The organism is Eudoraea adriatica DSM 19308 (genome assembly GCF_000382125.1).
In the GTDB taxonomy this organism is placed as follows: Bacteria; Bacteroidota; Bacteroidia; order Flavobacteriales; family Flavobacteriaceae; genus Eudoraea; species Eudoraea adriatica.
This window is the reverse complement of sequence record NZ_KB907552.1, coordinates 82877-95375: the sequence shown is the minus strand read 5'-3', so window position 1 is coordinate 95375 and position 12499 is coordinate 82877. Positions and strand designations below refer to the sequence as shown.

Here is a 12499-nt window from a genome sequence, read left to right as displayed (position 1 = left end):
TTGGAAAGATGAACGCAATAATAGTAGGTACAGGATTAATCGGGGGCTCAATGGCAAAGGACCTGAGATGCAAGTATCCGGAAGCATCGATCTTTGGGATGGATGCAAGTGAAGCTCATCTTGAAGAGGCTATTAGCCTTGGTATTATTGACGGTATTGCCGGCTCCAAGGAATTTTCAGAAGCTGATATTGTTATAGTTAGTATCCCGGTCGATGCCATTGTAAAGGAACTTCCAAAATTGTTAGACCGCATTGGTGATGATTCATTGGTGATAGATGCCGGGTCAACAAAGTCAGAAATTTGCAGTATAATTGCAGATCATCCCAAAAGAAGAAATTTTCTGGCTTGTCATCCTATTGCCGGAACCGAATTTTCCGGTCCTTCTGCTGCTGTCACGGAATTGTTTGCAGGTAAAACAAATATAATCTGTGAAGTAGAGAAAACAGCATTTAAGCTCCAGGAAAGGGCATTGAGTATTTTTAGTAGACTGGGCATGAGAATAAGATATATGAATCCCGAAGCGCATGACCGGCATATTGCCTACGTTTCCCACCTGTCACATATAAGTTCTTTTATGCTAGGTAAAACGGTAATTGAAAAAGAAAAAAATGAGCGCGACATTTTTGATATGGCAGGAAGTGGTTTTGAAAGTACAGTGAGATTAGCAAAAAGCTCACCGGCTATGTGGACCCCTATTTTCCAGCAAAATAAAGAAAATGTGGTGGAAACTTTGGATGAATATATTCAAAATCTGGAAGCTTTTAAACAAAAGCTAATCGCCAATAATTTTGAAGGCATATATAATGAAATGGACAATACCAACAAGATAAAATTAATATTAAAAGGAATACCACAAAATAAAGACAGATAATAATGGAGAATTCAAAAAAGTTAAGATCATGGCTAGATGATATGAAATTATCACATCCTTTGGTAATTGCAGGGCCATGCAGCGCAGAAACTGAAGGTCAGGTGTTAGGTATAGCTCATGAGCTTAAAGATACAGATGTAAACTACTATCGGGCCGGCATTTGGAAACCGAGGACCAGACCGGGTAACTTCGAAGGAGTCGGAGCAATAGGCCTTAATTGGTTAAAAAAGGTAAAAGAAGAAACTGGCCTTAAGACGGCCACCGAAGTCGCAAACAAAAATCATGTAGATCTGGCATTGGAACACGACGTGGATTTGCTTTGGATAGGTGCCCGATCTACCGTAAGCCCTTTTATCGTTCAGGAAATTGCCGATGCTTTGGAAGGAACGGACAAAATTATCCTTATTAAAAACCCCGTAAACCCTGATCTTTCTTTATGGCTGGGGGCAGTTGAACGATTGTCAAAGGCTAATATTACAAAGCTGGGTGTTATACATCGTGGGTTTTCGACCTATGAGAAAACCAAATATCGGAATATACCGGAATGGCAAATGGCAATTGAATTGCAAACTAAATTTCCAGACCTGCCTTTGATTAATGATCCCTCACATATTAGTGGGAACAGGGAAATGATCTTCGATATATCACAAACTGCCCTGGATCTGAATTTTGATGGATTAATGATTGAAACACATCATGATCCGGATAACGCCTGGAGCGATGCCGCGCAACAGGTAACTCCGAAAAGATTAGTGCAAATTATGGAAGACTTAAAGATTAGAAAGGAAACGGATGAGGAGGCTGAATACAGCCAAAAAATTAGCAATCTCCGTACCCAAATTGATATTATTGACAATCAGCTTATAGACACCCTTGGTAAAAGAATGAAAGTTTCTGATGGGATTGGTGAATTAAAAAGACAGCGCAATGTAGCCGTCCTTCAGACCAACCGTTGGAACGAAATATTGGGTAAAATGATCCTGGAAGGCGAATCTAAAGGATTGAGTGAAGAATTTGTGTTGCGAATGTTTAAAGCTATTCACCAGGAGTCAATAAATCATCAGGAGAAAATTATTAATGCAGAAGCCTTAAAGAAATAAATGTTTTTTCTAGGGGAAATCTTAAAATATAACTGCCTGAAAGTGTAACAAAATGGTAACACCATAATCTTTAAAAAAACGTGTAACACAAATAAATATGAAAACACTGATAACACTTTGCATAATGCTGGTTACTCTTAATTCCTTTTCTCAAAGCATGCTTGAGAAAGAGGTAGGCGACTTTCAGGAGATAAAAGTTTATGACTTAATAGAAGTAAACCTTATTAAGTCTGATATGAATCGGATAGTCATTAAGGGCCATAACGTTTACGATATCAAATTCGTAAATAAAAATGGAGTTTTAAAATTACGCATGGAACTGGATGAAAAGTTTCAGGGTGAAGACACATTTGTTGAAGTTTATTATACAGATCTTCGGATTATTGATGGAAATGAAGGAGCTAAAATTGTTTGTAATGAACTTGTAGAAAAGGAAAATATAGAGATAAGGGCCCAGGAAGGAGCACATATCAAAATTGGAATGGATGTAAAAGATGTGGAGATGAAAGCGGTCACAGGAGGTATAATTGAGGCATCCGGATTGGCAAAAAATCAAATAATTGTTTTGAATACCGGCGGAGTTTTTGAAGGCAGGGAATTGTTGACAGAAGTAGCAAGTGTGAAAATATCGGCTGGAGGAGAAGCAGAGCTATACGCTTCAGATAAGTTGGAAATCAACGTTAAAGCAGGAGGTGATGTCTATGTTTATGGGAACCCAAAAGAAGTAAATAAAACAACTTTAGCAGGTGGAAGAATAGTTTTTAAGAACTAATTTCTTAGGTAATTTAAAAACCCGGCAAACGCCGGGTTTTTTTGTTGTTATTGATTAGTTTCAAACTATTTCCCGCCAATATTATAAAATTAAGGAGTTTAACTTCCTCATAATTTTTAACACGAATCTCACCATGGTCTGATCTTTTTCTTGTATTGACTTCATCCGTTTGGGTGGAGATATATCTTTAAAGGCTTTTTCTTCCATGGTATATACAATCCGCAAGCTTGCTACACCATTAGGTATAATAGATTCAACACCGGATGTTACTTTAAATTGTTATGCATTTACTTCTACAGTTGCAGTTAGAATTAGGAAAGCAATAAAAATTACTTTTTTTCATACTTTGTCGTTTTGATTGCTTTTTTTAGGACTTTCCTGACCAAATATACCGTTCCAAATTAAAGTATTATCGTTTCTTTGTATTGAAATACAAACAATTATGCTTGGAATTGTTTACAAGTCTACCGGCAGTTGGTATACCGTAAAAACGGAAGAGGGAGATAGTTATGAATGCCGTATAAAGGGAAAGTTCCGTATTAAAGGAATTAAAAGCACCAATCCAATTGCCGTTGGCGATGTTGTGGTATTTGAAGTGGAGAAGATTGGTGACGAGATTAACGGGGTTATTTCCCAAATCGAAGACAGGAAGAATTATATAATCAGAAAATCAGTTAAACTCTCCAAGCAAACGCATATCATAGCGGCTAATATTGATCAGGTTTTTCTATTGGTTACGCTAAAGAATCCAAAAACCTATTCTATTTTTATTGATCGTTTTCTGGTAACTTCTGAAGCCTATGATATAAAAACGGTACTTCTTTTCAATAAAATAGATATGTACGATGATAAAGAGCTGGCCGAAGTAAGGTATTTGGCCGCTTTATACAGTAAAATAGGCTATACATGTATTGAGATTTCAGCAAAAACAGGAAAGAATGTGGAAAAGGTAAGGGACTTAATGAAAGATCATACGAGTATGTTTGCAGGGCATTCTGGTGTGGGTAAATCCACGCTTATTAATTTCATAGCACCCGAGTTAAATTTAAAGACTACGGAAATTTCTGACCAACACCTGCAGGGTCAACATACTACCACTTTTGCTGAGATGTATGACTTAAATTTCGGAGCAAGAATTATTGATACTCCGGGGATTAAGGGCTTTGGAATAGTTGATATGGACAAGGATGAAATCGGAGATTATTTTCCGGAAATTTTTAAATTGAAGGGTGATTGTAAATTTAACAACTGCCTCCATTTAGATGAGCCTAAATGTGCGGTAAAAGCTGCATTGGAAAATGATGAAATTTCCTTGAGTCGCTATCGGAGTTATGTGCAGATTGTAACAGGGGTTGAAGACACTTATAGAATGGATAATTACGAAGAATTATGAGGGCAGTAATTCAAAGAGTATCATCTGCGAGCGTTGTCGTAAATGACAAAACCATCTCCAAAATTGGATTTGGTGTAATGGTACTTTTAGGTATTGAGGATTCTGATTCCATGGATGATATTGAATGGCTCTCAAAGAAAATAGTTAACCTTAGAATTTTTAATGACCCAAATGGGGTTATGAATCTATCTTTAGCGGAAACCAGCGGAGATGCAATTGTGGTAAGTCAGTTTACATTGCATGCCGCAACTAAAAAAGGAAACAGGCCCTCCTATATTAGAGCGGCAAAACAAGATATCGCCATTCCACTTTATGAAACTTTTGTTCGTCAGATGGAAATCGATTTGGGTAAAAAGATAGGCACCGGTATTTTTGGCGCCGATATGAAAGTAGCCATGGTAAATGATGGTCCGGTTACGATAATTATTGATACAAAAAATAAAGACTTATGAAAATTGAAGATGCACAATTAGCAGTTGACAATTGGATAAAAGATCATGGCGTCCGCTATTTTAATGAATTAACAAATATGGCCCAGCTCACAGAAGAAGTAGGGGAAGTGGCTCGTATTATTGCCCGTAGGTACGGGGAACAAAGTGAAAAGGAATCTGATAAGGAAAAGGATCTTGGAGAGGAATTGGCCGATGTTCTTTTCGTTGTTCTATGTCTGGCAAACCAGACGGGTATTGATCTTCAGAAAGCCTTTGACCGAAAACTCGATATTAAGGCTAAACGAGACCATGACAGGCATCAGAACAACAAAAAACTGAAATAATAGTATCTTTGCATTCGGTTTTAAAACAGCACTAATTTGAAATTACGTCTCTTAGGTCCATCTGATAAACTCCTGAACGCACATATTAAGATTACAGGTTCCAAGAGTGAATCCAACAGGCTATTATTGTTAAAGGCACTCTACCCTGGAATTACAATTAAAAACCTGTCTAATTCTGACGATGCTGCTGTAATGAAGCGGGGAATTAGTCTACAAGAAGGAAAGGTTGATATTCACCACGCAGGCACAGCAATGCGTTTTTTAACTGCATTTTTTGCTTCCCGGGAAGGAGCAAATGTTATTCTTACCGGTTCAAGCCGAATGCAGGAACGACCTATTAAAATACTGGTGAATGCATTGAAAAATCTAGGCGCGGAAATTGATTATTTGGAAAATGAAGGCTTTCCGCCATTGAGAATAAGGGGACAAAATCTCACTGAATCTAAAGTAAGCCTTCCCGCCGATGTCAGTAGTCAATATATCTCTGCTCTATTGTTAGTTGCCCCGGGTTTAGAAAAGGGACTTGAATTAGAACTATTGGGGAAAATTACCTCGATTCCTTATATTAAAATGACGCTGGGCCTCCTAAAGCAAATAGGAGTAAATAGTTCTTTTGAGGGTAATGTAGTAAGGGTGCTTCCAAAAAAATCTATAGGTGAATTAACCTTAACTGTTGAATCTGATTGGAGTTCTGCTTCCTATTTTTACAGTATTGCGGCTTTAAGTGAAATAGGTACTAAAATTAGTTTGTCTTCCTATAGGCGGGATAGCTTGCAAGGCGATAGCATCCTGATAGAAATTTATAAACTTTTTGGCGTTGATACTGAATTTAAGGAAGATAGCATTGTTCTGTTTAAGGCTGGTCCCCAAGAGCAGGATGCTATTGAATGCGACCTTGCCAATGCTCCTGATCTGGCACAGACCATCGCAGTAACATGTTTTGGATTAGGAATTGGATGCCTCTTAACTGGATTACACACCTTAAAAATAAAGGAAACGGATAGACTGGTTGCATTAAAAAATGAGCTTTCCAAACTGGGGGCTAAGATTGTCGTTACTAATAACACATTAACTTTGGAATCTTCCAATACTATAACTTCCGGCGCTGCAATTGATACTTACAATGATCATAGAATGGCTATGGCATTCGCACCAATGGCTTTAAAAATAGCAATAGTAATAAACGATGCGGAGGTAGTTACCAAATCATATCCGGATTTTTGGGAAGATCTGGAGCAACTTGGATTTAAGATTAAAGCTCTCTAAGGCTATTTAATAGCGTTTTTACTTGACAAGCCCTACTTCAGGATTGTATATTTGCAGCCGCTAAAAAGGCGAATTAAAATTCACATATGAAATTATCACACTTTAGTTTTGAATTGCCAAAAGAACTGATGGCCGAATATCCGGCAGAACACAGGGACGAATCCAAATTAATGGTAGTTCATAAAGATACTGGTAAAATTGAACATAAAATGTTCAAGGATCTTATTGATTATTTTGATGAAGGTGATGTAATGGTTCTTAACAATACCAAAGTATTCCCGGCAAGATTATATGGTAATAAAGAAAAAACCGGAGCAAGGATAGAAGTATTTTTACTTCGTGAGCTAAATGAAGAACAAAGGTTATGGGATGTTCTGGTAGATCCTGCCAGAAAGATCAGAATAGGTAATAAACTTTACTTTGGAGACGATGAAAATTTGGTAGCTGAAGTCATTGACAATACCACTTCACGAGGAAGGACACTACGATTTCTTTATGACGGATCTTATACCGACTTTAGAAGAAAATTAAGAGAATTAGGTGAGACGCCTCTGCCAAAATATATTAAAAGAGAAGTTGAGCCAGAAGATGAGTCTCGCTACCAAACCATATATGCAAAACACGAAGGAGCTGTTGCAGCACCTACGGCCGGACTGCATTTTTCCAAACATTTACTAAAACGTCTGGAAATAAAGGGAGTTCAGTTTGCCGAACTTACACTTCATGTAGGTCTGGGCACTTTTAACCCTGTAGAAGTGGAAGATCTTTCCAAGCATAAAATGGATAGTGAAGAATTGGTGATTGATGAGAAAGCTACAGAGATTGTTAATTCAGCTAAACTTAAGAAGAAAAGAATTTGTGCTGTTGGAACAACCGCAATGAGAGGTCTGGAAAGTGCTGTTTCCTCTGAACATACTCTGAATACGTATGATGGCTGGACAAATAAATTTGTATTCCCGCCTTATGATTTTAGTATAGCCAATGCTATGGTAACCAATTTTCATCTGCCAAAGTCTACCCTCTTAATGATGGTTTCGGCATTTATGGGTCATGACCTAATGAAAAGGGCATACAAAGAAGCAATACTTGAAGGGTATAAATTTTACTCATACGGTGACGCTATGCTCATCATATAAATAATGTATTATTTAAATAAAGAATCCTGCCATTACCTGTTTTATAATAGGACTGGCAGGATTTTTTTTAATTAAAAAATGGTTTCAAAGAAAAAAGATATCAGAGCCCTTACCAAAGAGCAACTTCGGGAGTTTTTTAAAAGTCGTGGCGAGGAGGCTTTCCGGGGGTCCCAGGTTTATGAATGGCTGTGGCAGAAATCCGCGCATTCATTTGATGATATGACCAATATCTCCAAGGAAACACGTAAAAAACTGGAAGAACAATTTGTGATCAATCATATAAAAGTTGATCAATTACAGAAAAGTTCTGATGGCACAATAAAGAATGCCGTTCGTTTACATGATGGATTGGTTGTAGAGTCAGTTCTTATCCCGTCAAAAGAAAGAACCACCGCATGTGTCTCCAGCCAGGTAGGCTGCAGTTTGGATTGCAAATTTTGTGCTACGGCAAGATTAAAAAGAATGCGCAATCTTAATCCGGATGAGATTTATGATCAGGTGGTGGCAATCAATAATGAAAGTGAACTCTATTTTAACAGGCCTTTGAGTAATATTGTTTTTATGGGTATGGGTGAGCCACTAATGAATTACAATAATGTTTTAAAGGCAATAGAAAAGATAACTTCTCCCGAAGGACTTGGGATGTCTCCAAAAAGAATTACTGTTTCTACTTCGGGCGTTCCAAAGATGATAAGGAAGCTTGCGGATGACGAAGTTAAATTTAAACTTGCTGTTTCTCTTCATTCTGCCATCGAGGAAGTACGCACATCTATTATGCCTTTCAATGCTACCTTTAATTTAAAAGAGTTGAGAGATTCTTTGATATACTGGTATTCAAAAACAAAAAGCAGGATTACCTACGAGTACGTTGTATGGGAAGGTATTAATGATAGGGATAAGGACATTAAAGCACTCTTGGCGTTTTGTAGATTTGCACCTTCAAAGGTAAATCTGATAGAGTATAATCCGATAGATGATTCCAGCTTTAAACAGGCATCTAATGAAGCCATAGATAAATATGTAGAGGCACTTGAAAAAAATCGAATAATAGTTACAGTTCGAAGGTCAAGAGGCAAAGATATCGATGCAGCTTGCGGACAATTAGCCAACAAATCTTTATAGTTAAAATCACAATTTCTTTTAATTCTAAAGAGTTTGTCGTGTAGGAAAAACTTAATTGAATAAAGGATCAGAATGAATTTCTTATTTCTTTATACTCACTTCATTCCCCTACTTATTTTCCCTAAATTTATCGTTCATCATTGGTAAAATGAATTCTTTTGAAAATTGTCGCGCAAATAACAGAACCGATCAATGAAGAAATGGAACTTTTCGAAAAAAAGTTCCGTGACTCCATGTCCACTAAAGTGGCTCTTCTTAACAGGATCACGTATTATATAGTAAACCGGAAGGGAAAACAAATGAGACCAATGTTTGTTTTTCTGACCGCTAAACTGGTTAATAACGGGCAAGTTAATGAAAGGACTTATCGTGGAGCATCTGTGATAGAATTAATACATACGGCTTCTCTGGTGCATGATGATGTGGTTGATGATAGTTACAAGCGCAGGGGATTTTTCTCCATAAATGCACTGTGGAAAAATAAAATCGCAGTCCTGGTTGGAGATTATTTGCTTTCCAAAGGCATGTTACTGTCTGTAGAGTATGAAGATTTTGATTTACTTAAAATTATTTCGGTAGCGATAAGGGAAATTAGTGAAGGAGAATTACTTCAAATAGATAAAGCCAGAAGATTAGATATTACTGAAGAAGTATATTATGAAATAATCAGACAGAAAACAGCAACCCTGATAGCAGCATGTTGCAGTCTTGGGGCGTGTTCTGTGAAGCCGGATAGCCAGGATGTTGAAACTTTCCGCAAGTTTGGAGAGTTTTGCGGGATGGCATTTCAGATAAAAGATGACCTTTTCGATTATGGTGCGGAAAAAATTGGTAAACCTACAGGAATTGATATTAAGGAGCAAAAAATGACCCTGCCTTTAATATATGTACTTAACAACAGTTCCCCCAAAGAGAAAAAGTGGCTTATTAATTCTGTAAAAAATTACAATAAGGACAAGTCCCGTGTCAAAGAAGTAATTGCCCTGGTAAAGGCAAAGGGTGGCCTTTCTTATGCAGAAACCAAAATGAATGAATTTAAGGATAAAGCTCTGAAACTTTTAAGTACCTACCCGGATTCTGAATATAAAGATGCTCTTAGACTTATGGTAAATTATGTGGTGGAAAGAAAAATATAATTTCTAATCACCGCATTTACAAATTGTTATGAATTAATTCTCCATAATTTCGGGTTTCGGGCAACGTTTTTTATTCCCAAATCGTCTATATCTATAGAAGACTAAAATGAAACGCTTGAAAATTATTTCTTTTTACAATAATGAAAAAGTGCTGATAAGGAAAGCAATTTCAGGCCATCCGAATGCACAAAGAGCTATATATGAGAAGTTTTCACCTAAGATGCTTGGAGTGTGCAGGCGCTATATCAGGGATCTTCAATATGCAGAAGATGTGATGATCAATGGATTTGTAAAAGTCTTTAAAAATCTAAATTCATTTAAACATGAAGGAAGTTTTGAAGGTTGGATCAGACAAATTATGGTTAGAGAAGCCATCACCTATCTTAGAAAAAAACAATTTGTAGTCTTCGATGATGAGGTTTATGAGTACAACTCGCCAAACCAGATTACCATTTCTTCTCCTATGGATATTGAATATATTCAGAAGCTCATAGACGAATTGCCCGAGGGTTATAAAATGGTATTTGTGCTTTATGTGGTAGAGGGATATAAGCACTCAGAAATTGCAGAAATGCTTGACATTACGGAAGGGACATCAAAATCCCAACTGTTTAAAGCCAGGAGATTATTGCAGGATAAGTTAAAAGAACAAAGTATACTCGGCTATGGAACCCACTAAATTTGAAGATCATATTAAGAAGACCTTAAAGGAAACTGAAATTAAACCTTCAGAAGCTGCCTGGCATAAAATTAAAGGACAGATTGGTCAGGATACCAAACCAAAGAATAACGGATATTTCAGGTTTGCGATTGCGGCTGGTTTTATAGGAGTATTGCTGCTATCCGTACTTTACTATACAGCTGATGATGCAGATTTAAATCAGGAGATGCAAATTGTTCCTCAACCTTCAACCTCTGTTGCTGATATTGAAAAAGAACAACTTACTAAAGTGCCTCTTGCCGAAGAAGAAAGCTCAATGATAGAAGTTAAAGATTCCTTTAAAGCAGATGATGCAGAATCATCTGAAGTTGCTAAAAAAGAACCCAAAAAGAAAATGGTAATAGTTGAAGAAACTCTATTGGTAAATGCCGGTGGTAACCGAAATGAGGTACCAGAAGATCCGAATGCATTAGTTGATATAAAAACAGAAGAGGTAATAACTATTGTTTCTGTCCATGAAGAGAACAACGAAGAACTTACAGATAAAGAAGTAGATTTCCTTTTAGAAATGGCGGAGGAAGATATTTTAACAGAAAAACGCAATAATTCTGATAATTCTGTTAATCCGGAAGCGCTGCTTGCACAGGTGGAAGATGAATTAGATCAGTCATTCCGGGATAAGATTCTCCAGAAACTTAAGTCAGGATACAACAAAGTCAGAACAGCAGTTGCGGATCGTAATAATTAATCTTATAAACCAGCGATTCTAAAATATCTTTATCGGATTTTCAGGAATCTGTATGGAGTTTATTCATCAATCATTAAAAATAAATCAAAATGAAAACAATCAGTACCTATTTAGTATTTGTTTTAATTGCTATTATAACCAATTCCGTGGTGGCACAGGACAATTACAAAGACAAGATACAAGATCTGAAAGAACAGAAAGAAAAAATCACACAAGAGGAAAAAGAAGCATTAAAAGATGAAGTAGAAGTCATTGATAAACGATTGGAGAGAGGAAGCATTAATGCCGAAGAGGCAACTGAACTAAAGGAAGATGCGGCCAGGAGGCGCGCATTGAATATTGAGAACAGACTTGCTATAATTGATAATAAGATTGCCCTGTTAGAACGAAATAAGGACGATGATTTAGGAGAAGATGACAGTACCATTGACAGGGAGGAGGAGACTGGGGTGTCCATAAAAATAGATGACGATGTTTGGATAAAAATAGATGATGAAGAATGGGATATTTTTACGGATAAGGCAAAATATGATCGCAGAACCTATTCAGACCTGGTTTTTGCTTTTGGATTGAATAATGCTATTATTAAGGGCCAGTCTCTTAATGATACGCCCTATAAGGTTTGGGGTAGCAGATTTTTTGAAATAGGCTGGACCTGGCGAACAAGAGTTTTTAATAATACTAATTTTATGCGGTTCCATTATGGATTTTCCTTTCAATTTAATGGCTTAAAATCACAGGATAACCTGTACTATGTAGTGGATGACGAAGGAAAAACTGTACAGGCTCCATTTGAATACCCTTTAAGTAAGTCGAAGTTAAGAATGGATAATCTGGTATTTCCAATTCATTTTGAATTCGGACCCTTTAAAACTACCAGATCTGAGAATAGGATTAGGTATTCATTAAAAGATCAATTTAGAATAGGGGTAGGGGCATATGGAGGTCTTAATATGGGAACCCGGCAAAAGCTAAAATACGATCAGGACGGATCTAACAGAAAGACAAAAATAAAGGGGGGGTTAAACAGTAGTCCTTTTATATATGGCCTTAGTGGTTATATGGGAGTCAATTGCTTCTCCGTCTATGTTAAATACGATCTTAATCCTATTTTTAAGAGTCCTTCTGACGAACAACGCAATATATCTTTTGGTCTTCGCTTCGCTATTTGAAGGATTTAAAAACTAGAAATCCCATTTTTTTTTGGGTTAGTTCAGGTTAAATTTTATGTTTGAAAGCTGTTATTTGGCATTGCTTTGTAATTTATCGCTAAAAAGCAGCTTTCATTTCTTTTGTAAATTCCTCTTTGTAATACACTTTTTTGCAATGACTGCAATGTACTGCCTGAGTTGTTGTTACACGAAAAATCGGAATCCAGAATAAATGAAAAAAATTAGGGGTACTTTCGCCGGTAAGTGTATCATTCTGATTACAATGAGGACACTTTAGCTGTTTCAAGTCTATGCTTATTGTTTTTCCGGGCCTGATTCCAAAGAATAATATCATCATAAAATTTGT

14 protein-coding genes are annotated in these 12499 nt (G+C 36.8%); 13 read left to right on the top strand and 1 reads right to left on the bottom strand.

Annotated elements, in window-relative coordinates; translation table 11 throughout:
- The first annotated feature begins 8 nt into the window (after positions 1-8).
- The 13 genes from G504_RS0115320 to G504_RS0115255 all read left to right on the top strand — a co-directional run bounded on the left by G504_RS0115320 (position 9) and on the right by G504_RS0115255 (position 12153).
- Complete coding sequence (locus G504_RS0115320) at positions 9-872, top strand: prephenate dehydrogenase (protein WP_019671077.1); 864 nt, start codon at positions 9-11, stop codon at positions 870-872.
- A 2-nt stretch (positions 873-874) separates the two neighbouring features.
- Positions 875-1972, top strand: coding sequence for a bifunctional 3-deoxy-7-phosphoheptulonate synthase/chorismate mutase type II (locus tag G504_RS0115315; protein WP_019671076.1), 1098 nt, complete (start codon positions 875-877; stop codon positions 1970-1972).
- A 97-nt stretch (positions 1973-2069) separates the two neighbouring features.
- The gene (locus tag G504_RS0115310) at positions 2070-2744 is read left to right on the top strand and encodes a head GIN domain-containing protein (protein WP_026348622.1); all 675 of its coding nucleotides are present in this window, start codon (positions 2070-2072) and stop codon (positions 2742-2744) included.
- Positions 2745-3186: 442 nt separating this feature from the next.
- The gene (rsgA, locus tag G504_RS0115300) at positions 3187-4137 is read left to right on the top strand and encodes a ribosome small subunit-dependent GTPase A (protein WP_019671073.1); all 951 of its coding nucleotides are present in this window, start codon (positions 3187-3189) and stop codon (positions 4135-4137) included.
- Positions 4134-4589: a D-aminoacyl-tRNA deacylase gene (gene dtd, locus G504_RS0115295; RefSeq protein ID WP_019671072.1), complete on the top strand. Its 456-nt coding sequence runs from the start codon at positions 4134-4136 to the stop codon at positions 4587-4589. Before rsgA ends, dtd begins: the two co-directional genes overlap by 4 nt.
- Positions 4586-4912 carry a nucleotide pyrophosphohydrolase gene (locus G504_RS0115290; protein ID WP_019671071.1) on the top strand — a complete coding sequence of 109 codons (327 nt, stop codon included), beginning with the start codon at positions 4586-4588 and terminating at the stop codon, positions 4910-4912. Before dtd ends, G504_RS0115290 begins: the two co-directional genes overlap by 4 nt.
- Positions 4913-4948: 36 nt before the next feature.
- Positions 4949-6178: a 3-phosphoshikimate 1-carboxyvinyltransferase gene (locus G504_RS0115285; RefSeq protein ID WP_019671070.1), complete on the top strand. Its 1230-nt coding sequence runs from the start codon at positions 4949-4951 to the stop codon at positions 6176-6178.
- An 86-nt stretch (positions 6179-6264) separates the two neighbouring features.
- Positions 6265-7314, top strand: a complete 1050-nt coding sequence (queA, locus tag G504_RS0115280) for a tRNA preQ1(34) S-adenosylmethionine ribosyltransferase-isomerase QueA (RefSeq protein ID WP_019671069.1) — start codon at positions 6265-6267, stop codon at positions 7312-7314.
- 78 nt (positions 7315-7392) lie between these two features.
- Positions 7393-8436 carry a 23S rRNA (adenine(2503)-C(2))-methyltransferase RlmN gene (rlmN, locus tag G504_RS0115275; protein WP_019671068.1) on the top strand — a complete coding sequence of 348 codons (1044 nt, stop codon included), beginning with the start codon at positions 7393-7395 and terminating at the stop codon, positions 8434-8436.
- A gap of 158 nt (positions 8437-8594) precedes the next feature.
- Positions 8595-9572 carry a polyprenyl synthetase family protein gene (locus G504_RS0115270; protein WP_019671067.1) on the top strand — a complete coding sequence of 326 codons (978 nt, stop codon included), beginning with the start codon at positions 8595-8597 and terminating at the stop codon, positions 9570-9572.
- Positions 9573-9687: 115 nt separating this feature from the next.
- On the top strand, positions 9688-10251 hold the full coding sequence (locus G504_RS0115265; protein ID WP_026348621.1) for an RNA polymerase sigma factor: 564 nt from the start codon (positions 9688-9690) through the stop codon (positions 10249-10251).
- Positions 10238-10981, top strand: coding sequence for a hypothetical protein (locus tag G504_RS0115260; protein ID WP_019671065.1), 744 nt, complete (start codon positions 10238-10240; stop codon positions 10979-10981). The genes G504_RS0115265 and G504_RS0115260 overlap by 14 nt, the downstream gene beginning before the upstream one ends.
- Before the next feature lie 89 nt (positions 10982-11070).
- Positions 11071-12153, top strand: a complete 1083-nt coding sequence (locus tag G504_RS0115255; protein ID WP_019671064.1) for a hypothetical protein — start codon at positions 11071-11073, stop codon at positions 12151-12153.
- Positions 12154-12250: 97 nt separating this feature from the next.
- On the opposite strand, the gene G504_RS0115250 is transcribed toward G504_RS0115255, so the two are convergent.
- Positions 12251-12487, bottom strand: a complete 237-nt coding sequence (locus tag G504_RS0115250; protein ID WP_019671063.1) for a zinc-ribbon domain-containing protein — start codon at positions 12485-12487, stop codon at positions 12251-12253.
- Positions 12488-12499 lie beyond the last annotated feature (12 nt).